The following is a 21852-nucleotide window of genomic DNA, read 5'->3' as shown; positions in this document are numbered from 1 at the left end:
TCATGGCACACACCCTTGCAGGCAGTTCCCGTCCTTCGCGTTACGCCGATCTGAATCTCGATTCGCAGGCTGCCATTACCGCTCGCACGGAATTGGCAGCGTGCTTTCAATTGGCGGCGCTTTACGGATTGGAGGAGGGCATCTGTAACCATTTTTCCGCCATGGTGCCGGGTCGGGATGATCTGTTTTTCGTGAACCCCTACGGCTACGCGTTCGAAGAAGTCACCGCTGACAACCTGCTGGTCTGCGACTTTCACGGCAATGTCGTGGTGGGCGAAGGGCTGCCGGAAGCGACCGCGTTCTATATTCACGCGCGACTGCACAAACAGCTGCCGAGGGTCAAAGTGGCGTTTCACACGCATATGCCTCATGCCACGGCGTTGTGCCTGCTGCAAGGTCCGCCGCTGTTGTGGCTGGGGCAGACGGCCTTGAAATTCTACGGCCGTACGGCGGTGGACGAGGACTACAACGGTCTGGCGCTCGACGAGTCTGAAGGCGACCGGATTGCCAGCGTCATGGGCGCTGCCGATATTCTGTTTTTGAAGAACCACGGGGTGATCGTCGCCGGGCCAACCATCGCCGAAGCCTGGGACGATCTGTATTACCTGGAACGTGCCGCCCAAGTGCAGTTGATCGCGATGGCGACCCAGCGCGAACTCAAGCCGGTGCCCCATGAGATTGCCCAGCGGGCATATGAGCAAATGCGCCAGGGGGATGCAGAAAGTGCGCGGGCGCATTTGCACAGTGCGATGCGGCGGCTAGCCAAAGGACATTTGCCCCATATCCCCCCCGTAGACTAAGCTCACAAAAATTAAGGGTTTTGGGGTGTTACCCATGCCTTACCCTTACAGGACGAGCTTTTGCCTATCCCTCTTCACGATCCGCACAACGCCTCCGGCGTCACGTTGAAACGGTTACCTCTGCGCAAAGCAGCGGTACTGTTTATCGCGGTCGTTTGCCTGAGCCTGTGCGGTTTGCTGTACCTGCAACTCGAGCAGTCGCGCCGGCATGACCTGGCATTGGCGCAAGTGGCGTCATCAAACCTGACGCGGGCCATGGCGCAGCAGGCCGAAGACACCTTCATGCAAGCCGATCTGGTGCTGACCAGTCTGGCCGACTGGATTCAGGCTGACGGTTTCGGCGCCCCCCAAAAGCCACGCATGCAGAAAACATTCGCCCGGCGGGTGCAGGCGCTGAATCAATTGCACGGGATATTTCTGTTCGACCAAAAGGGCCAGTGGATCGTTAGCTCCTTCGAAAATCTGCCGCGCGGCCCGGGTGTGGCGGATCGCGAGTACTTCAAGTTTCACCAGCAGAACGTCTCGTCCCTGGCGCACATCGGACCCGCGATTCACAGTCGGGAAAATGGCGAGTGGATCATCCCCATATCCAAACGGGTGAACGACAAGAATGGCAATTTCCAGGGCGTCTTGTTGGCCGGTATCAAGATGGCGTACTTCGATCAGTTCTTCAAAAGCTTCAGCATTGATGACAACGGTTCGATGTTTTTGGGGTTGACCGACGGAACGCTGCTGGCGCGACGGCCGTTTGTGGAGTCGCTGATTGGCACATCACTGGCCAAGAGCGAGATCTTCGAGAATTTGCTGCCCAACGCGCCTTCCGGTAACGCGATGTTCAGCTCGCTGGTCGATGGTGTTGTGCGGTTGTATGGCTACCGTCAGCTCGACACTTATCCGCTGGTCGTGTCTGCCGCCTCGTCCAGGGATTCGATTCTCAAGGATTGGAACGACACGGCGTTTCGCTCCACGGTCATCGTTGCCCTGGTGGTGTTGGGCGTGGGGCTGTTCGGTTGGATGTTCCTTTATCAGGTGCGTGTCGGTGAGCAGGTCGAGGCGGATTTGCGCAAGGCAAAGGAAGCGCTGAAGCTGATCGCGACCCACGACAGCCTGACCGGCCTGGCCAATCGCCGGCTGTTCGAGGGCGCGCTGGACATCGAGTTCGGCCGAGGCGCCCGACAGTCGAGTTCGCTGAGCCTGATCATGCTCGATATCGATTACTTCAAACGCTACAACGATGCTTATGGCCACGTGGCGGGGGACCATTGCCTGGCTGAAGTGGCGCGGGCGGTGAAGGGGTGCTGCCATCGTAAAGCCGATTTGGCCGTGCGCTACGGCGGTGAGGAATTTGCGGTATTGCTACCCGACACGGACATTCACGGCGCGATGGTGATTGCCGAACAGATCCGCCGCAGCGTCATGGACAAGAACATCATCCACAGCGGTTCGCCCTCGGGCTTCGTGACGGTCAGTCTGGGTTGTTATTCGTTTGTGCCGACGGGGCAGGACAGCATGGAGGTGTTCATCGAACGTGCGGATGCGGCGCTGTATCAAGCCAAGCATTCGGGGCGAAACCGCTCGGCGGTGCTGTCGATGGAGGGCGGTGTCGAGGCACTGCTGCGTTCGGATCGTTGAGGTGTCTCTCGATGTTGTTTCACCCGCGCAACACCCCGGCCAGCCGGCTGTCTGCCTGTCAGATCCTCTTCAATTGATCGTCTAGAGTTGCGGTAACGCTGCCGATCCTGGCAGGTCTTCCCACCGCACGGATGATCGTCAAAATGTTGATTACTCAAGCATTGACAGCCGTTGCTCTAACCGTTGCAACCTGCGCCATCTTTCCGCTCGCGAGCCATGCTCAATCGAAAGTCACAGCCGAAGAAGCACACGCCATCGGCGTAGATGCCTACCTTTATTTTTACCCGCTGTTGACCATGGACATCACCCGCAAGCAATTCACCAACATCGAACCGGGCAAGGAGTTCGGTAAAGGTCCGATGAATATGTTTGTCAGCGTGCCGCAGTATCCACCTGCCGATTTCAAAGGGGTGGTGCGCTCGAATTTCGACACCTTGTATTCCATTGCCTGGCTGGACTTGACCAAAGAACCGCTGGTGATCGCAGCGCCCGATACGGCCGGGCGTTTTTACTTGCTGCCGATGCTCGACATGTGGACCGATGTCTTCGCCTCACCGGGCTGGCGCACCACGGGCACCCACGCGGGGCAGTTTCTGGTGACACCGCCGGACTGGACCGGGACGGTGCCGGCCGGACTGAACCATCTGCCGGCGCCTACGCCCTTTGTCTGGGTCATTGGCCGCACCAAGACCGACGGCGCTGCGGACTACGCGGCCGTGCACAAAATTCAGGCTGGCTATACCGTGACACCGCTGTCCCGACTGGGTAAAAGCCCCGAGCCGGTCAGCGTGAACATTGACCCGGCCGTGGACATGAAGACCCCGCCCAAGATCCAGGTGGACTCTATGTCGGCGACCGACTACTTCGTCTACGCCGCCGAATTGCTCAAAGTGCACCCTGCGCACATCACCGATCAACCGATCCTGGCGCAGATGAAGCGTATCGGCATCGAGCCCGGAAAATCCTTCGACATGGATGCGCTGGACCCTGAAATCAAAGCAGCGCTTCAGACCGTGTCCGAGGATGCGCAGACACTGATGACGTGGAAGGTTCCAACCCTCGCTCGCGTGGTCAACGGCTGGTCAATGAACACCGACACTATGGGCGTCTACGGCAACTACTACCTCAAGCGCGCGATCGTTGCGCAGATGGGGCTCGGCGCCAACTTGCCCGAGGATGCGATTTATCCGCTGAACATCGGCGATGTCGAAGGCAAGCCACTCGATGGCGCGAACAAGTATGTGCTGCATTTCGACAAGGGTGAAACGCCGCCGGTAAACGCTTTCTGGTCGATCACCTTGTACGACCCTGAGGGTTTCCAGGTCGGCAATGCGCTCAACCGCTTTGCTGTCAGTAGCTGGATGCCGTTCAAGACGAACGCCGATGGTTCGCTGGACATCTACTTCCAGCACGAAAACCCCGGCAAGGACCTTGAAGCCAATTGGCTGCCGGCACCGAAGGGCGGGTTCAACCTGACCATGCGTTTGTATGGGCCCAAGCCCGAGGTTTTGAACGGCAAGTGGAACCCGCCACCGATCAAGCCAGCTTAGTCCCACGCAGCAGGCCCAAAAGCAGTCGACGATCATCGGCTGCTTTTACGCGTCCAGCTGCCCGTCCCGCCGCCGGCACCGCCCGTTCCACCGCCCGCCGCACCCGTGCCACCCCCCGCGCCAGAGCCGCTGTTCCCGGCATTGCCACCATTTCCGCCGCCCAATGAGCCCGATCCGCTATTGCCGCCGTTAGCGTTAGGGTCGCTCGAGGGTTGGCCAGGATTGTTGTTAGGCGCCATGGTCGAGCCGCCGGTTGAAACCGATTGGGTACCGGTCGCATTAGCGCCATCGCCAAAGGCTGCAAAAGTGCCGGCGGACATGGCGGACAGCAATCCAGCCAGTAACAGCGAAGTCATTCTGATGGTCATCATGGTGCGTCTCCAGGATGAGTCGTACCTGGCATTCCCAGCATCAAAAGGTACGCGGGCGATCCATGCAATTACAGGGCAGCGGCTATCGATTGGCAATGGCTTGCGTTATCCAGGCGCCAGGGCTCAGCATGGCTGCTATGTTCAGTGAACGTTCGGCGAGTGCCCTGGTAAAAAGCATTGCGAGCGTCGCATTCCGATCGGGCAATCGATTGACAGGATCAAGTGCATGGATATGACCGCCGCTACCACCGTCGCCGCTCCCCGTCATACGCCGATAACCCGTAACCTGGTATTTGTCGTTGGCCTGCTGTTTGTTCTGGGTGTGCTGATTGCCCTGTTGGCCTTGTTCAACATTGCCGGGCGGCTGGACGCCCAGGACCTGGCCAAGACCACGTTCTACACCCAGCGTGCGCTGGAAAACCGCATCACCGCCTCGAAAAACTACGTCGCCAGTTATGCAAACTGGACGACCGCCTACGACCATTTGAACGGCAAGGTCGATGTGCAATGGGCCTACGTCGAGCAGAACCTGGGCAAAACCTTGTTCAGCATCGATCACTACGATGGCGTCTTCGTGGTCGATCATCAGCAAACCAAATACGCAGTGGTGCGCGGGGTTCAGGTGCGGGACGCGGCGACCACCTATCTTTCGGCATCGATGGCGACGCTGATACAGGCAGTCCAGAGTCAGGAAAGCCTCATTGCTCCAATCAGCCAGTTCACGCTGTTCGAGGGCAAGCCGGCATTGCTGACGGCCGCTGCGATCGTCCCCAATGACGAAAGACCGGCGGTCGATCCTCAAAGCACCTCGGTGCTGGTGTTCGTCGACCAATTAAGCCCTGACAAGCTCAGCGCCCTGAGCGCCGATTACGGTTTGCATGATTTAAACCTGGCGCCTGATAACGCCATCTCGCCCGGCAAGCCAGCGGTGGCACTGGCGGACACCGGCTACAGCCTGATTTCCCGACTTGAGCAACCGGGTCACCAGCTACTCTGGTCGCTGCTGCCGCCATTGGGCGGCGCGCTTTTGGTGCTGGTGTTGTTAACGGCTTATTTCTTCCGGTATGTCTTGCGCACGTCCGGGCATGTGGATGCCAGCTACACCAGCCTCGATTTATCGAACCAGGCGCTGGAAGCCAGTGAAGAACGTTTCCGTGCAGTGGCTGAGGCCGCTTCCGACTGGATCTGGGAAATCGACGACAAGCATTGCATCTCTTATCTGTCAGGACGTTTCGCCACCGTCACCGGTTTTTCCGATCAGCAATGGATCGGGCAGGACATCGGGCAGCTGCTCAATTGCGATACGCTGCCCTTGTCGCTGTGGCTGCATAAGCTCAATGAAGAACAGCCCGTCAGCCATCTGCGCTGCTCCTATCGCGATCAGTCGGGGCAACAGCGTATTTGCCGGGTTTCGGCACGACCGATCCTTCGCAAGGGCGCGGTGCTGGGCTATCGCGGAACGGCCAGCGACATCACCGATGAAGTCGCTGCCCATGCCCAGATCCAGCATCTGTCGTTGCACGATGCCCTGACGGGGCTGCCGAATCGCAACAAGCTGGCGCGTTTCCTCGACGAGGCACTGGCGCACAAAGAGCATTCGGCAGCGCTGGTGCTGTTGATGATCGATCTGGATAACTTCAAGCCGATCAACGATTCCCTCGGTCACCCGGCTGGCGACGCCGTACTGCTGGAAGTGGCCACCCGATTGCGCGAGTGCACGCGGGACATCGATCTGGTCGCCCGGCTCGGTGGTGATGAGTTTGTGCTGGTGCTCAACGGCATGGACAGCCACGCCGAAATCGACCGGTTCTGCGAGCGTTTGCTCGAGAGCCTGCAGCAGCCGATTCATTACGAACATCACGCGCTGCACATCGGCGCGAGCATCGGTGTCGCCTTGAGTCGACGTCAGGGGCACATTCCCAATGAGTTGATCCGGTGTGCCGACATTGCGCTGTACCAGGCTAAATCCAACGGCAAGAAGACCTGGTGCTACTTTGCGCCGCACATGAACGATCAGATCCAGCACCGTCGGCAATTGGAAAACGATCTGCGCCGGGCGATCAAGAACCACGAGTTCGTGATGCATTACCAGCCGCGCTACAACATGAGCGGCAAGCAGGTGGTTTCGGTGGAAGCGTTGCTGCGCTGGCAGCATCCGGAGCAGGGGCTGCTGAGCCCCGACGACTTTATTCCTTTGGCCGAGCGGACTGACCTGATCGTGCCTTTGGGGCGCTGGGTGTTGCGCGAAGCCTGTGAAACGGCCCTGACCTGGCCCGGTGCGTTGATGGTGTCGGTCAATTTGTCGCCTGTTCAATTTGCCCGCAGCGATGTGGTGGAGGACGTCAGGGAGGCATTGATCCAGACCCGTTTGCCGGCCAGTCGCCTGGAGCTGGAAATCACCGAAAACGTGATGCTCATCGATGTAGAGGGCGCGTTGGCGACCATGAATGCGCTCAAGGAACTGGGCGTGCGATTGAACATGGACGACTTCGGGACTGGCTATTCGTCCCTGGGTTATTTGCGCACGTACCCGTTCGACGGGATCAAGATCGACAAGCGTTTCATCTCGTCCATGAGCGGCGGCGGCAATGACCGCGCCGTGGTGCAGGCGATCATCAACCTGGGCAAAGCCATGGGCCTGACCGTGACGGCAGAGGGCGTCGAGACCCTGGAGCAACTGGACTTCCTGGTCTCGGACCAGTGCCATGAGGTGCAGGGTTTCTACTTGAGTCGGCCTATGGAAAAGCAGGCGTTACTGCCATTGCTCAAGGCGTCGCATGACGAGTTTCCAGTGTAGGGGCATGCCTTTAGTCGCCTGACTCGCTCGTAGAGGCAACTGCCGGGACGCACCCCCGGTCACAACTGGACATCGACCCTGCGTTGCGAGCGTTGGAACATGAAGAACCTGAAAATCGCGACATTCAACGTCAACGGCATGCGCGCCCGACTGCCGAACTTGCTGGCCTGGCTTGCGCGAGAGCAACCGGACATTGCCTGTTTGCAAGAGCTCAAGTCAGTCGACAGTGCATTCCCCGCCGCCGAGCTTGAGGCCGCGGGTTACGGCGCGATCTGGCAAGGTCAGTCTTCGTGGAACGGCGTGGCGATTCTGGCGCGGGATGCGCAGCCGCTGGAGAGTCGTCGAGGCCTTCCGGGTGATGACAGCGACACCCATAGCCGGTATCTGGAGGCCGCCGTGCACGGGATTCTGGTGGGTTGCCTGTACCTGCCCAACGGCAACCCGCAGCCGGGGCCGAAGTTCGATTACAAGCTGGCGTGGTTCGAACGGCTGATCCACTACGCGCAGACGCTTCAGGCCAGTGAGCACCCCGTGGTGCTGGCCGGTGACTACAACGTGGTGCCCACCGACCTCGACATCTACAACCCGCGATCCTGGCTGAAGGATGCGTTGCTGCAACCTGAAAGCCGCGAGTGTTATCAGCGCCTGCTGGCCCAAGGCTGGACCGATTCCCTGCGTCATCTGTATCCAGAGGATCGGCTCTATACCTTCTGGGATTATTTTCGCCAGCACTGGCAAAAGAACTCAGGGCTGCGCATCGATCATCTGTTGCTTAACCCGGCGTTGAGCCCCTATCTGCAGGAGGCCGGAGTCGATGCCTGGGTTCGCAACGAGCCCCACGCGAGTGATCATGCACCGACGTGGATTCGGTTGAGTTCGCGCAAGCGGCGTTGATCTTCAGGTGTGCGGCGATTGGCTAAATCAATTGTCAGTCGAACCGCTTTTTCCCTTATACATGGCGGCCATCGGCGGAGAAATCCGGCCCCATGCATAAGGATCGAGCAATGAGCGAGCCACACCTGAGCAATCTTGCGTTGTACCTGCAGCGCCTGGGCTTCGACGCGCCTCCGGCGCCGACCCTGGAAACCCTGCGCCAGCTTCAACTGCACCACACCGGCGCCTTCCCGTTCGAAAACCTCAGCACGTTGTCGGGCCATCCGGTGCTCATCGACCTGCCGTCCATCGAGCAAAAGGTCCTGCACGATGGACGCGGTGGTTACTGCTACGAACTCAATAACCTGTTCCTGGCCTTGCTCCAGACACTGGGCTTTGATGCGCGCGGTATCTCCGGCCGAGTGGTCATGGGCCAACCCGAAGGCGCATGGACCGCCCGTACGCACCGCTTGAGCCTGGTAACCCTGGACGGCGTGCGCTACATCACCGACGTCGGCTTCGGCGGCATGGTGCCCACCGCACCGCTGATGCTCGATACCCCGGCCGAACAGCTCACCCCTCACGAGCCCTATCGCATCGAGCTGCACGAGGATGGCTACACCCTGCGCGCCAACGTCGGCGGCGAATGGCGGGCGATGTACATTTTCGATTTACAGCGCCAGGAAGACATCGATTACGCCGTCGGCAACTGGTACGTCTCGACCCACCCCGAATCGTCGTTCGCCAGGCAGCTGATGGTGGCGCGCACCGGCGAAGGGTGGCGCCGCACGCTGAACAACGGCAGTTTTGCGATTCATCGGGTCGGCCGTGAGACTGAACGTCGGCAGGTGACTGATGTGGATGAATTGATGGGTTTGTTGCGCAGCGAATTCGACATTCGGGTGCCGCGGGAGGCGGCGTTGCACCGGGTTATTGAAGGGCTGATTCAACAACCCTGAGTCTCATTTCGCCCCTGAGCCTCACAGCTGCAGCCCCTCCTGCACCACCGAAAGCAGAGTGTCTTCGGTCACGGCGATCGCATCCGGTTGTTGCCCGGATTGATCGATCGCCTGCAGCCACCACTGTGTCTCGCCGTGTTCGCTCACGGTTCGCAGCATCGAGAGTGCTTTCCCTTGGGTGCGGATCTCGACCCGCCCGGCACCGTCCTCAGTGAAACGAGCGACGGGGTCGAAGGTAATGCTGTGGTGGTTGCCTTCAATCAGTAACTGGTCGATGGCGTAGTCGTAGGTCGCCCCCTCGGGATGACGCTCGAAGACGTGCGTCGGCACTCGCCGGATGATCAGCCCGGCCTCGTTGAGCGGCGCCAGCCAGGCTTCGATGAGGTGGTAAAACTCGTAAACCTGTGCAGGCCAGCTGTCTATCTGCTGATCGGTGCAGTGTGTCGCGTCGGCGCTGGAGTGCTGGGTTTGCTTCAGTTTCGCGGCGAGTTGGTCAGCCTTGCTCATGTCGATGTCCTATCGTGGTCTCAGTGAGAGCGTAGCTCTATCAAGGTAGTGCACGTCTTGCCTTGCGTCATGTTGCCGGGAGGTTTTGGTTTCATATCAGGGAAGGTGCGGCGCAAGTCTCAGGTGTGGAATGGCCATGTGTCCATAATTTGACTGATTAGTTGTATACAACTCTATAGACATTTGTCCTGAGTCTTGCATACAGTGTGCGCACAACAAAAACCAGGGAACCCCCCAAACCATGAAAACGCCCCCTGTTTCACACCAACGGCCTGAGGATGAAAATCTCGGGATCGGCGCGAATATGGCTTACGGCCTGCAACACGTTCTGACCATGTACGGCGGCATCGTCGCGGTGCCTTTGATCATCGGCCAGGCGGCCGGGCTCTCGCCAGCGGACATCGGTTTGTTGATTGCTGCTTCATTGTTTGCAGGGGGGCTGGCGACTTTGCTGCAAACCCTGGGCTTACCGTTTTTCGGCTGCCAATTGCCGCTGGTACAGGGCGTGTCGTTCTCTGGTGTCGCGACGATGGTGGCGATTGTCAGCAGTGGCGGGGAGGGCGGGTTTCAATCGATTCTCGGGGCGGTGATTGCCGCGTCGTTGATCGGCCTGCTGATCACGCCGGTGTTCTCGCGAATCACCAGGTTTTTCCCGCCGCTGGTCACGGGCATTGTGATCACCACCATCGGCCTGACGCTAATGCCAGTGGCCGCACGCTGGGCCATGGGCGGCAACAGCCATGCCCCGGATTTCGGCAGCATGGCGAACATCGGTCTGGCGGCGGTGACGCTGGTGCTGGTTCTGCTGTTGAGCAAGATCGGCAGCGCAACCATCTCGCGTTTGTCGATCCTGTTGGCCATGGTTATCGGCACGGTGATTGCGGTGTTCCTCGGCATGGCGGATTTCTCGTCCGTCACCCAGGGCCCGATGTTCGGCTTCCCGACGCCGTTCCACTTTGGCATGCCGACCTTCCACTTCGCCGCGATCCTGTCGATGTGCATCGTGGTCATGGTGACCCTGGTGGAAACCTCGGCTGACATCCTGGCGGTGGGAGAAATCATCGGCACCAAGGTCGACTCCAAACGCCTGGGCAACGGCCTGCGCGCCGACATGCTGTCGAGCATGATCGCGCCGATCTTCGGCTCCTTCACCCAAAGTGCCTTCGCCCAGAACGTCGGGCTGGTGGCGGTGACCGGGATCAAGAGCCGCTTCGTGGTGGCTACCGGCGGTTTGTTTCTGGTGATCCTCGGTTTGCTGCCATTTATGGGGCGCGTCATCGCCGCTGTACCGACTTCTGTCCTCGGCGGCGCCGGTATCGTGCTGTTCGGCACCGTGGCGGCCAGCGGTATTCGTACGCTGTCCAAGGTCGACTACCGCAACAACGTCAACCTGATCATCGTCGCCACCTCCATCGGCTTCGGCATGATCCCCATCGCTGCGCCGAACTTCTACGACCACTTCCCAAGCTGGTTTGCCACGATTTTCCACTCGGGCATCAGCTCGTCGGCGATCATGGCCATCGTGCTGAACCTGACCTTCAACCACCTCACTGCCGGTAACTCGGATCAGCAGTCAGTGTTCGCGGCCGGCACTGAGCGCGTCCTGCGTTATCAGGATCTGGCAGCGTTGCGCGAAGGGGATTATTTCAGCGAAGGCAAACTGCGTGACTGCGACGGGAATGAGATTCCGGTGGTGGAGGCGGGGCATGATTCAAATGAGCATCGCGCGGCTCATGCCAAAAGCAGTGAGCATGTCTGATCGTTGTATTGCTTGAAAATCGGGTAGATCAAAAGATCGCAGCCTCGTTTCACTCGACAGCGCCTACAGGATTACGCGGTCCCCTGTAGGAGCTGTCGAGTGAAGCGAGGCTGCGATCTTTTCTTTCGGCCACAAAAAAGCCCCTGAACCTTTCGATTCAGGGGCTTTTCGATATTGCTGTCTGGCTCCACGACCTGGACTCGAACCAGGGACCCAGTGATTAACAGTCACTTGCTCTACCAACTGAGCTATCGCGGAATGGCGTGTATGTTACTGATTCAAAAAGAGAAGTCAAGCACCTGTTGGTGATTTGGCGGATTCATGGGGACGGACGGTGGTTTATAGACCGTGAGCGGTTACCAGAATCGCTTCAGAGGTCTACCATGGCGGCCCGGAAGTGGTTACACGCGCTGCCGGCCATTCGCCGAAAAGGTACGCGCCATGAATCACCCAACCATCACACCTCGCCACAACGGGGTGTTCGCATGAGCATCGCTCAGATCAGCCTGCCCAAAGGCGTCGGCCCGCACGCCGAAAAACTGTTCGACGCAATCACTCAGGCCAGCACCGCTGACGAATTGAACCGTGCCGGTGGCAAGGCCGAAGGTTTTGTATTGGGCCTGGAAAGCGCCAAGGCCATCAAAAGCCAAGTCGCCGAATCGCTCTACGTCGCCTATGACGACGCTGCCACCCAGCGCGCAACCGAACTGGCCTAACCGCCAAAGGTGACGGTGGCGAGCATCAGTTTGGCGTACAGCATCGTTGCGGCCAGTTGCACCAGCCACAAGGCCAGGCCGCCGAGAAACACGCCGGCAGCGACTTGCATCACCAGGTTGTTACCGCGTTTGGCCGGGGTGCGAGGGACGAAATCGTTCAGGTCATCCAGGTCATCGCGCTCTGCACGCAGGTCATCGTTTTTCATATCGGCTCTCGTAAGAATTCTCGGGTGTACATAAAACCTGTGGGAGCGAGCTTGGTCCGGGCGGCGTTCCGACGATGAGGCCACCACCTTCAACATTGATGTTGGCTGGCCGGTCGCTTTCGCGAGCAGGCTCGCTCCCACAGTGGGTATGGTGTGCAGTCTAGAGGGCTGGGCTGTTGCTTTGATAATTATCTGAGACAAAAAAACGGGAAGCCATCAGGCTTCCCGTTTTTCGTATCACGCAACGACTCAGATCACCGCAACGATGGCCTTGGTCACAACGTCGATGTTGCTCTGGTTCAACGCGGCGACGCAGATGCGGCCGGTGTCCAGGGCGTAGATACCGAACTCGCTGCGCAGGCGGGTCACTTGCTCAACCGTCAGGCCGGAGTAGGAGAACATGCCGCGCTGACGACCGACGAAGCTGAAATCACGCTGTGGAGCTTGCTTCGCCAACTGCTCAACCATCTGAATGCGCATGCCGCGAATCCGCAGACGCATTTCAGCCAGTTCTTCTTCCCACTGAGCACGCAGTTCCGGGCTGTTCAGTACAGCGGCGACGATGCTTGCACCGTGGGTCGGCGGGTTGGAGTAGTTGGTGCGGATCACGCGTTTGACCTGCGAGAGCACACGCGCGCTTTCTTCTTTCGATTCGCTGACGATCGACAGGGCGCCTACGCGTTCGCCGTACAGCGAGAACGATTTGGAGAACGAGCTGGAGACGAAGAAGGTCAGGCCCGATTCAGCGAACAGACGCACGGCAGCGGCGTCTTCGTCGATGCCATCGCCAAAGCCCTGGTAGGCCATGTCGAGGAACGGTACGTGACCTTTGGCTTTCACCACGTCCAGGACGTTGTTCCAGTCCGCCGGGCTCAGGTCCACGCCGGTCGGGTTATGGCAGCAAGCGTGCAGGACAACGATGGAGCCGGACGGCAGGGCGTTCAAGTCTTCCAGCAAGCCAGCACGGTTCACGTCGTGGGTCGCGGCGTCGTAGTAGCGATAGTTCTGCACCGGAAAACCGGCGGTTTCGAACAGCGCGCGGTGGTTTTCCCAGCTCGGGTCGCTGATTGCCACGACGGCGTTCGGCAGCAGTTGCTTGAGGAAGTCGGCACCGATTTTGAGTGCGCCGGTACCGCCAACGGCTTGGGTGGTGATGACGCGGCCAGCGGCGATCAGTGGCGAGTCATTACCAAACAGCAATTTCTGTACGGCCTGGTCGTAGGCCGCAATGCCGTCGATTGGCAAGTAACCACGGGAAGCGTGTTGAGCGACGCGAATCGTCTCGGCTTCGACAACGGCGCGCAGGAGTGGAATTCGCCCCTCCTCGTTGCAGTAAACACCGACCCCCAGGTTGACCTTGTTGGTACGGGTATCGGCGTTGAATGCTTCGTTGAGGCCCAGGATTGGATCACGTGGTGCCATTTCGACAGCGGAGAACAGGCTCATTTTGCGGCGGCTCTGAATGGAAAGTGGAGGGACGTGTAGCGCTCCAGCCGAATGCACTAGAGCGGTGCACAAACGGGGAGCTAGTATAGAGGCCATCTGCGATTGATGGCGACAGACGATTCGGCTTTTACGGTAAGTTTTTCCGATTATTTCTCGACCGTTAGTCGATTGGCATCGTCAAAGGTTTTACCCGATGTAGGACGTTTGCCTTGAAAGCGAGGGCAATCGGCTCCACATTGAGCACAATCCAGTTTTTTCCTCGGGCGACATCGGTCGTTTGCGGTCTTTCCCGTTGCTGCCCGGTTCGCCCGGACAGGCGCGACTCCTGCTTCGAAAACCGAGAGGTATTTCATGTCTGAATTCCAGCTAGTCACCCGCTTCGAGCCCGCCGGCGATCAGCCGGAAGCCATCCGCCTGATGGTCGAGGGCATCGAAGCCGGGCTGGCGCACCAGACGTTGCTCGGTGTGACCGGCTCGGGCAAGACCTTCAGCATCGCCAACGTGATCGCCCAGATTCAGCGTCCGACCCTGGTGCTGGCGCCGAACAAGACCCTGGCCGCGCAGTTGTATGGTGAGTTCAAGGCGTTCTTCCCGAACAACGCCGTCGAATACTTCGTTTCCTACTACGACTACTACCAGCCCGAAGCCTACGTGCCGTCATCGGATACGTTCATCGAGAAAGACGCCTCGATCAACGATCACATCGAGCAGATGCGATTGTCCGCGACCAAGGCACTGCTGGAGCGCAAGGACGCGATCATCGTCACCACGGTGTCGTGCATCTACGGTCTGGGCAGTCCGGAAACCTATTTGAAAATGGTGCTGCACGTGGATCGCGGCGACAAGCTCGATCAGCGTGCGTTGCTGCGTCGCTTGGCGGATCTGCAATACACCCGCAATGACATGGAATTTGCTCGTGCGACCTTCCGGGTCCGCGGCGATGTGATCGATATCCACCCGGCGGAATCCGATTTTGAAGCGATCCGCATCGAGCTGTTCGATGACGAAGTCGAGAGCCTGTCCGCCTTCGATCCGCTGACCGGCGAAGTGATCCGCAAGCTGCCGCGTTTCACGTTCTATCCGAAAAGCCACTACGTGACCCCGCGAGAAACCCTGCTGGGTGCCGTCGAAGGGATCAAAGTCGAGTTGCAGGAGCGCCTGGACTACCTGCGCTCCAACAATAAACTCGTTGAGGCCCAGCGCCTGGAGCAGCGCACCCGTTTTGACCTGGAGATGATCCTCGAACTGGGTTACTGCAACGGCATCGAAAACTACTCGCGTTACCTGTCGGGCCGTGAATCCGGCCAGGCGCCGCCCACTTTGTTTGACTACCTGCCGGCTGACGCCTTGCTGGTGATCGACGAATCCCACGTCAGCGTGCCGCAAGTCGGCGCCATGTATAAGGGCGACCGTTCGCGTAAAGAGACGTTGGTGGAATACGGTTTCCGTCTGCCGTCCGCGCTGGATAACCGGCCGATGCGCTTCGACGAGTTCGAAAGCATCAGCCCGCAGACCATTTTTGTTTCGGCAACGCCAGGCAATTACGAGGCGGAACACGCCGGTCGCGTGGTCGAGCAACTGGTCCGCCCGACTGGCCTTGTAGACCCGCAAATCGAAATCCGCCCGGCGTTGACCCAAGTCGACGATCTGCTCTCGGAAATCGGCAAGCGCGTCGCGCTGGAAGAGCGGGTGCTGGTCACCACGCTGACCAAGCGGATGTCCGAAGACTTGACCGATTACCTGGCCGACCACGGCGTGCGGGTGCGTTATCTGCACTCGGACATCGACACGGTGGAGCGGGTCGAAATCATCCGCGATCTGCGTTTGGGCACCTTCGATGTGCTGGTGGGGATCAACCTGCTGCGTGAAGGCCTGGACATGCCGGAAGTCTCGCTGGTGGCGATCCTCGATGCGGACAAGGAAGGCTTTCTGCGTTCCGAGCGCTCGCTGATCCAGACCATCGGCCGGGCGGCGCGCAACCTCAATGGTCGGGCGATTCTCTACGCGGATCGCATCACCGGTTCCATGGAGCGTGCGATCGGCGAAACCGAGCGTCGTCGCGACAAGCAGATCGCCTTTAACCTGGCCAATGGCATCACACCCAAAGGTGTGTTCAAGGACGTTGCCGACATCATGGAAGGCGCCACCGTGCCGGGTTCGCGCAGCAAGAAGCGCAAAGGCATGGCCAAGGCGGCCGAGGAAAACGCCAAGTACGAAGCCGAATTGCGCTCACCGGGCGAAGTCGCCAAGCGGATCAAGGCGCTGGAAGAGAAAATGTACCAACTTGCCCGCGACCTGGAGTTCGAAGCAGCGGCGCAGATGCGCGACGAGATCAGCAAGTTGCGGGAGCGGTTGATCACTGTTTGATATTTGCGGTGCCTGAGCTGGCCTCATCGCGAGCAAGCTCGCTCCCACAAGGATTGAGGGTGTTCACATGATTTGTGGCCACTCACAGAACCCTGTGGGAGCGAGCTTGCTCGCGATAGCGGTCGTTTGAGCGCCGCGGATCTTGGTTAGTGCGCCTCGCCAGCCTTCAATCCCGCCGGCAACGCCTTGGTCAGCAACACCGCCAGCATGCTGACCCCCAGCGCAATCCCGACAAAGTGAAACGCATCGTTGTAAGCCATGATCGACGCCTGCTGATGCGCGATTTCACTGAGCTTGCCCAGCGCGGCCGTCTCACTGCCAAACCGATCCGTCAGCGACGCCATGCGTTCGGCCACCTGCGGGTTGGTCGGCACAATCGCTTCACGTAAATAATCAAAGTAAGTCTTGGTTCGCGCATCCAGCAACGTGGCGAGGAGGGCGATGCCAATCGCGCCGCCCAGGTTGCGCAGGATGTTGAACAGGCTCGACGCCGACCCCGCGTCTTGCGGCAGGATGTAGGCGGTAGCGATCAACGAAATGGTCACCATGATCAGCGGCTGGCCCAGCGCGCGGATGATCTGGATTTGATTGAACTGCGGCCCGGCGAAGTCCGGGTTCAACACCCCCGATGAAAAACTCGCCAATCCAAATAGCCCGAAACCCAACGTGCACAGCCATTTCGGCGAGACGTACTTCATCAGTTTCGGCACCAGCGGAATCAGAAACAGCTGCGGTACACCCATCCACATGATCACTTCACCGATTTGCAGGGCGTTGTAGTTCTGGATCTGCGCCAGGTACAGCGGCAACAGGTAGATCGATCCGTACAATCCGACACCCATCCCGACACTGGAAATACTCGATAAACCAAAGTTTCGATTGCGCAGGATGCCGAGGTTGATCAGCGGATTGGGCTTGGAAGTCTGCACGATCACAAAGGTGATCAGGCTGACCAGCGCAATGCTGCCCAGGGTCACGATCAGGCTCGATTCCAGCCAGTCCTTGCGATGGCCTTCCTCCAAAAACACCTGCAAACAACCGAGGCCCACGCCCAGCGTGAGAATGCCCAGGTAGTCGGTGCTTTTCAGCAGTTCCCAGTGGGCTTCTTTCTTCTCCAGGCCGTACATCAGGCCTGCGATCATGATCAGGCCCGGCGGAATGTTGATGTAGAAGATGTATTCCCAGCCCCAGTTCTCGGTCAGCCAACCGCCGAGGGTCGGACCGATGGAGGGTGCGAACGTCGCGGTCATGGCGAACATGGCCATGCCTTTGGCGCGGTGGTGTTCGGGGAGTTTGATCAGGGTGAGAGTGAACGCCAGCGGGATCAGCGCGCCGCCGGTGAAGCCCTGCAAGGCACGGAAGACGATCATGCTTTCCAGGCTCCAGGCCATGGAGCAGAGCAGAGAAGCGGCAAGAAATCCGAGGGATACCCACACCGCCAGCCGTCGCGCCGAGAGCAACTGCACCAGCCACGCTGTCAGCGGAATCATGATGATTTCCGCCACCAGGTACGAGGTGGAAATCCACGAGCCTTCTTCCAGGGTGGCCGACAGCGCGCCCTGAATATCCTTGAGCGACGAGTTGGTGATCTGGATGTCGAGCACCGCCATGAAGGCGCCGAGCATCACGCTCATCACCGCAATCCAGTCCCGCCGGGTCGGTTCGCCGACCGGGCGGATCAGTTGGTCACCGGCCATCGTCAGGCGTGTCTTTGATGTTCACTTTGGCGGTGACTGACATACCCGGACGAATCTTGCCTTGCAGCGGATTGTTCGCGGCGAAGGTCAGTTTGACCGGAATCCGTTGTACGACTTTGGTGAAGTTGCCGGTGGCATTGTCCGGCGGCAACAGGCTGAACTGCGCACCCGAAGCGGCAAAAAGGCTGTCGACTCGTGCTTCGATGGGCGTGTTGCTGTAGGCATCGAACGTCAGCTCGGCTGTTTGGCCGGGCTGCATGTGGCCAATCTGGGTTTCCTTGAAGTTGGCCTGAATCCAGATGTCCTGGTCCGGGACGATCGACATCAGGTAAGCACCCGCTTGCACATACTGACCCTCGCGGGCCGCGCGCTGGCCGACCAGGCCGCTGATGGGCGCGTGGATTTCGCTACGGGTCAGGTTCAGTTCGGCCTGGGCCAGATCGGTTTTGGCGTTGGCGATCATGGCGTCGAGGCGTTTGATTTCAGCGGCCAGGGAGTTGATTTGTTGGCGCTGGCTTTGGGCGTCCGCTTGGGCCTTGGTCACTTGCGAGCGGGCGATGTGGTTGTCGGCGGAGAGGGTGGTTACCCGTTCTTCCGAGACATAGCCGGGTTTGCGCAGGGTTTGCGCGCGAGACAAGTCGATCTGTGAGCGACCGAGACTCGCCTGGCTGGACGCGACTTGCGCCTCGCTGGCGGCGATCAGGCTGGCTTGCTGAGTCAGTTTGCTTCGGGCTTGCAGGCGTTCGGCTTCACGGGTGGCGAGGGCGGCATTGGCGCGGTCGACGGCAAGGTGGAAGTCATCGCCTTCGAGCTTGATCAGCAGCTGGCCTTTCTCGACGTGCTGGTTGTCCTGCACCAGCACCTGTTCGATGCGCGCGCCCAATTGACTCGACACACGGGTGATCTCGCCCTGGACATAAGCGTTGTCGGTGCTTTCATAGAATCGCCCCTTGAAGAACCATTGGGCGAAAAAGCCCCCGGCTATCAGCAGGACGAGCAGCAGGAAAATAAACAGGCGACGCTTGAGTTGGGCAGGCATGGGCAGACTGTAGTCGAGAATTTGTAAGGAAAGTTATCAGTGGTCGAATCTGGCACACAGCGAATGATGGGTAAATGCCATCGGCTGATAATCGGCCATTCACCGAGTCTAGAGCCCGTTGTAGACGCAACCTTGGCTTAAATGCCCTGCTCACTGGAGCCGGGCGGGCAACGCCTGTTACCATTCGCCCTTTGTTTTATCTTCATTTCGAGACTTGCCATGACCACCGTCCGCACTCGCATCGCGCCATCGCCTACCGGGGATCCCCACGTAGGTACCGCTTACATCGCTTTGTTCAACTACTGCTTTGCCAAGCAGCACGGCGGTGAGTTCATCCTGCGGATCGAAGACACCGACCAATTGCGTTCGACCCGCGAGTCCGAACAACAGATTTTCGACGCCCTGCGCTGGTTGGGTATCGACTGGAGCGAAGGCCCGGACGTTGGCGGCCCGCACGGTCCTTACCGTCAGAGCGAGCGTGGCGACATCTATCAGAAGTACTGCCAGCAGCTGGTCGAGATGGGCCACGCTTTCCCGTGCTTCTGCACCGCTGAAGAGCTGGACCAGATGCGCGCCGAGCAAATGGCCCGCGGCGAAACCCCGCGTTACGACGGCCGTGCGCTGTTGCTGTCCAAGGAAGAAGTCGCGCGTCGCCTGGCCGCCGGCGAGCCGCACGTGATCCGCATGAAAGTGCCGAGCGAAGGCGTTTGCGTGGTGCCGGACATGTTGCGTGGCGACGTCGAGATCCCGTGGGATCGCATGGACATGCAAGTGCTGATGAAGACCGACGGCCTGCCGACGTACTTCCTGGCCAACGTCGTCGATGACCACCTGATGGGCATCACCCACGTTCTGCGCGGCGAAGAGTGGCTGCCCTCGGCACCGAAACTGATCCTGCTGTACGAATACTTCGGCTGGGAACAACCGGAGCTGTGCTACATGCCGCTGCTACGTAACCCGGACAAGAGCAAGCTGTCCAAACGCAAGAACCCGACCTCGGTGACCTTCTACGAGCGCATGGGTTTCATGCCGGAAGCGATGCTCAACTACCTCGGTCGCATGGGCTGGTCGATGCCGGACGAGCGCGAGAAGTTCTCGCTGCAGGAAATGGTCGATAACTTCGACCTGAGCCGTGTGTCCCTCGGCGGGCCGATTTTTGACATCGAGAAGCTGTCGTGGCTCAACGGCCAATGGCTGCGTGACTTGCCGGTGGAAGAGTTCGCTTCGCGCCTGCAAACCTGGGCGCTGAACCCTGAATACATGATGAAGATCGCGCCACACGTGCAAGGTCGGGTTGAAACCTTCAGCCAGGTTGCACCGCTGGCCGGTTTCTTCTTTGCCGGTGGCGTGAATCCGGACGCCAAGCTGTTTGAATCCAAAAAGCTCTCGGGCGATCAGGTGCGTCAGTTGATGCAGTTAATCCTGTGGAAGCTGGAAAGCCTGCGTCAGTGGGAGAAGGACAGCATCACCGCAACGATTCAAGCGGTGGTCGAATCCCTGGAGCTGAAGCTGCGTGACGCCATGCCGCTGATGTTCGCCTCGATCACTGGCCAGGCCAGTTCGGTATCGGTGCTCGATGCGATGGAAATCCTTGGCCCGGACCTGACCCGTTTCCGTCTGCGCCAGGCGATCGACTTGCTGGGCGGCGTGTCGAAGAAGGAAAACAAGGAGTGGGAAAAACTGCTGGGCAATATTGCCTAAACGGCGTTTGACTCTGTAGGAGCTGCCGAAGGCTGCGATCTTTTGATCTCGATCTTCGGCGCTTCCCCCGAATTTACGGGGGGAGGGCGGTAAGTGATTGTTATGTCGGCAAAAAACTTTGAAATATTTTAAAAATAAGTTTGACAGCCTTTCGATGCGCCATTAAGATTCGCCCCGTCCTCAGCGATGAGGGGCTATAGCTCAGCTGGGAGAGCGCTTGCATGGCATGCAAGAGGTCGACGGTTCGATCCCGTCTAGCTCCACCAATTTACACTTCAAGGTCTGGCCACACCGGCCTTGAAGCGATCAACACTCAGCGTTGATCTGTTGTATAGAAGGGTTTGCGTCCCCTTCGTCTAGTGGCCTAGGACACCGCCCTTTCACGGCGGTAACAGGGGTTCGAGTCCCCTAGGGGACGCCAGTTTTACAGAAGCGATGTTGCAAGATGTCGCTCCGCCGCGAGGCGAAAAATCCGGGGCTATAGCTCAGCTGGGAGAGCGCCTGCATGGCATGCAGGAGGTCAGCGGTTCGATCCCGCTTAGCTCCACCAATTTTACAGTTCAAGGTCTGGCCACACCGGCCTTGAATCGATCAGCTCTCAGCACTGATCAGTTGTATAGAAGGTTTTGCGTCCCCTTCGTCTAGTGGCCTAGGACACCGCCCTTTCACGGCGGTAACAGGGGTTCGAGTCCCCTAGGGGACGCCACGATTACCCGCTCTGCGGGATTTTATAAGGGTCATTCAATTATTGAATGGCCCTTTTGTTTGTCTGGCGTTTGGCCAAATCCCCTATTTCTTTCAAACTGTTCTTCAGACCAGCGGTCACATCCACGACTTGCGTAAAATTATTATGAGAATAATATTCTAGTCGTAATATTCGGAGGCAACGATGAACGATAAAAAAGCTCAAACACGCGAACGCATCCTCAAGGCTGCCAGCGCTGCGCTGATTCAGCGCGGCCCGGCCGAACCGAGCGTGGGCGAAGTGATGGGCGCGGCCGGCCTGACCGTCGGCGGCTTCTATGCGCACTTCGAAAGCAAGGACGCGATGATGCTGGAAGCGTTCAAGCAACTGCTGGATCAGCGTCGTAGCTTGATTGCCGACATGGACGCTGAATTGACCGGCGAAGAGCGTCGTGCGCTGGTTGCTGCGTTTTACCTATCACGCAAACACCGTGATTCCTCTGAGTCGGCCTGCCCGATTCCGGCTTCGGTCGGTGAGTTGGGTCGTCTGCCGGACGCGTTTCGTGTGGCGCTGAATGAGCATGTGGAGTTGATGGTCGCGCAGTTGGCGGCCAGCCCGGAAGACACCGATAAAACCTTGGCCGACATAGCCTTGATGGTCGGTGGTTTGGCTTTGGCTCGCGCGTTGGGGCCGGGAGAATTGTCCGATCGATTGCTGCGCGCCGCCAAATCTGCGGTGCTGTGACCT

17 protein-coding genes and 5 tRNA genes are annotated in these 21852 nt (G+C 59.1%); 15 read left to right on the top strand and 7 right to left on the bottom strand.

The annotated features are described in order from the left end of the window. Positions 1-2: 2 nt before the first annotated feature. The 3 genes from VD17_RS13560 (at position 3) to VD17_RS13550 (ending at position 3982) form a co-directional block, all read left to right on the top strand. A complete protein-coding gene (locus tag VD17_RS13560; protein WP_046054240.1) occupies positions 3-800 on the top strand; it encodes an aldolase in 798 nt (265 codons plus the stop codon). A 60-nt stretch (positions 801-860) separates the two neighbouring features. Further along, complete coding sequence (locus tag VD17_RS13555; protein WP_046054239.1) at positions 861-2432, top strand: sensor domain-containing diguanylate cyclase; 1572 nt, start codon at positions 861-863, stop codon at positions 2430-2432. A gap of 143 nt (positions 2433-2575) precedes the next feature. Further along, positions 2576-3982 carry a DUF1254 domain-containing protein gene (locus VD17_RS13550; protein WP_046054238.1) on the top strand — a complete coding sequence of 469 codons (1407 nt, stop codon included), beginning with the start codon at positions 2576-2578 and terminating at the stop codon, positions 3980-3982. Positions 3983-4014: 32 nt separating this feature from the next. Here the strand turns inward: VD17_RS13550 and VD17_RS31590 are convergent, their stop codons facing one another. Continuing rightward, the gene (locus VD17_RS31590; RefSeq protein WP_080931999.1) at positions 4015-4353 is read right to left on the bottom strand and encodes a hypothetical protein; all 339 of its coding nucleotides are present in this window, start codon (positions 4351-4353) and stop codon (positions 4015-4017) included. A gap of 226 nt (positions 4354-4579) precedes the next feature. On the opposite strand from VD17_RS31590, the gene VD17_RS13540 reads away from it, so the two are divergent. From VD17_RS13540 to VD17_RS13530, 3 genes are all read left to right on the top strand, one after another. Further along, positions 4580-7150 carry a bifunctional diguanylate cyclase/phosphodiesterase gene (locus VD17_RS13540; protein ID WP_046054236.1) on the top strand — a complete coding sequence of 857 codons (2571 nt, stop codon included), beginning with the start codon at positions 4580-4582 and terminating at the stop codon, positions 7148-7150. A 99-nt stretch (positions 7151-7249) separates the two neighbouring features. Next, complete coding sequence (locus VD17_RS13535) at positions 7250-8044, top strand: exodeoxyribonuclease III (protein WP_046054235.1); 795 nt, start codon at positions 7250-7252, stop codon at positions 8042-8044. Between the two features lie 110 nt (positions 8045-8154). Further along, positions 8155-8982 (top strand): arylamine N-acetyltransferase family protein, encoded by an 828-nt coding sequence (locus VD17_RS13530; RefSeq protein ID WP_046054234.1) that lies wholly within the window; start codon positions 8155-8157, stop codon positions 8980-8982. 21 nt (positions 8983-9003) lie between these two features. Here VD17_RS13530 and VD17_RS13525 read toward each other — a convergent pair whose 3' ends face one another. Beyond that, positions 9004-9489, bottom strand: a complete 486-nt coding sequence (locus VD17_RS13525; RefSeq protein ID WP_046054233.1) for a hypothetical protein — start codon at positions 9487-9489, stop codon at positions 9004-9006. 241 nt (positions 9490-9730) lie between these two features. Here VD17_RS13525 and VD17_RS13520 point away from each other — a divergent pair, with 241 nt between their 5' ends. Beyond that, positions 9731-11248, top strand: a complete 1518-nt coding sequence (locus VD17_RS13520) for a nucleobase:cation symporter-2 family protein (protein ID WP_046054232.1) — start codon at positions 9731-9733, stop codon at positions 11246-11248. A 182-nt stretch (positions 11249-11430) separates the two neighbouring features. Here the strand turns inward: VD17_RS13520 and VD17_RS13515 are convergent. Beyond that, positions 11431-11506, bottom strand: a tRNA-Asn gene (locus tag VD17_RS13515). A 227-nt stretch (positions 11507-11733) separates the two neighbouring features. Here VD17_RS13515 and VD17_RS13510 point away from each other — a divergent pair. Further along, a complete protein-coding gene (locus VD17_RS13510) occupies positions 11734-11964 on the top strand; it encodes a hypothetical protein (RefSeq protein ID WP_046054231.1) in 231 nt (76 codons plus the stop codon). Here the strand turns inward: VD17_RS13510 and VD17_RS13505 are convergent. Both VD17_RS13505 and VD17_RS13500 read right to left on the bottom strand, forming a co-directional pair. Further along, the gene (locus tag VD17_RS13505; protein ID WP_046054230.1) at positions 11961-12170 is read right to left on the bottom strand and encodes a hypothetical protein; all 210 of its coding nucleotides are present in this window, start codon (positions 12168-12170) and stop codon (positions 11961-11963) included. The two genes, VD17_RS13510 and VD17_RS13505, sit on opposite strands and share 4 nt — an antisense overlap. Before the next feature lie 249 nt (positions 12171-12419). Next, positions 12420-13616 carry an amino acid aminotransferase gene (locus tag VD17_RS13500; RefSeq protein WP_033061869.1) on the bottom strand — a complete coding sequence of 399 codons (1197 nt, stop codon included), beginning with the start codon at positions 13614-13616 and terminating at the stop codon, positions 12420-12422. Positions 13617-13967: 351 nt separating this feature from the next. On the opposite strand from VD17_RS13500, the gene uvrB reads away from it, so the two are divergent. After that, positions 13968-15983: an excinuclease ABC subunit UvrB gene (gene uvrB / locus VD17_RS13495; RefSeq protein WP_033061866.1), complete on the top strand. Its 2016-nt coding sequence runs from the start codon at positions 13968-13970 to the stop codon at positions 15981-15983. A 146-nt stretch (positions 15984-16129) separates the two neighbouring features. Here the strand turns inward: uvrB and VD17_RS13490 are convergent, their stop codons facing one another. Continuing rightward, positions 16130-17620 carry an MDR family MFS transporter gene (locus VD17_RS13490; RefSeq protein ID WP_185753146.1) on the bottom strand — a complete coding sequence of 497 codons (1491 nt, stop codon included), beginning with the start codon at positions 17618-17620 and terminating at the stop codon, positions 16130-16132. 49 nt (positions 17621-17669) lie between these two features. After that, complete coding sequence (locus tag VD17_RS13485; protein ID WP_033061863.1) at positions 17670-18719, bottom strand: HlyD family secretion protein; 1050 nt, start codon at positions 18717-18719, stop codon at positions 17670-17672. Positions 18720-18938: 219 nt separating this feature from the next. On the opposite strand from VD17_RS13485, the gene gltX reads away from it, so the two are divergent. From gltX to VD17_RS13455, 6 genes are all read left to right on the top strand, one after another. Further along, the gene (gltX, locus tag VD17_RS13480; RefSeq protein WP_008151288.1) at positions 18939-20420 is read left to right on the top strand and encodes a glutamate--tRNA ligase; all 1482 of its coding nucleotides are present in this window, start codon (positions 18939-18941) and stop codon (positions 20418-20420) included. A gap of 190 nt (positions 20421-20610) precedes the next feature. Further along, positions 20611-20686, top strand: a tRNA-Ala gene (locus VD17_RS13475). A 79-nt stretch (positions 20687-20765) separates the two neighbouring features. Continuing rightward, positions 20766-20841, top strand: a tRNA-Glu gene (locus VD17_RS13470). A gap of 53 nt (positions 20842-20894) precedes the next feature. Continuing rightward, positions 20895-20970, top strand: a tRNA-Ala gene (locus VD17_RS13465). 80 nt (positions 20971-21050) lie between these two features. After that, a tRNA-Glu gene (locus VD17_RS13460) sits at positions 21051-21126 on the top strand. Positions 21127-21309: 183 nt separating this feature from the next. Next, on the top strand, positions 21310-21849 hold the full coding sequence (locus VD17_RS13455; protein WP_046054228.1) for a TetR/AcrR family transcriptional regulator: 540 nt from the start codon (positions 21310-21312) through the stop codon (positions 21847-21849). Positions 21850-21852 lie beyond the last annotated feature (3 nt).

This window comes from Pseudomonas fluorescens, from assembly GCF_000968015.1.
Lineage (GTDB): Bacteria > Pseudomonadota > Gammaproteobacteria > Pseudomonadales > Pseudomonadaceae > Aquipseudomonas > Aquipseudomonas fluorescens_W.
Note: the sequence above shows the minus strand (reverse complement) of the source record. Positions and strands in the feature narration are given on the sequence as shown.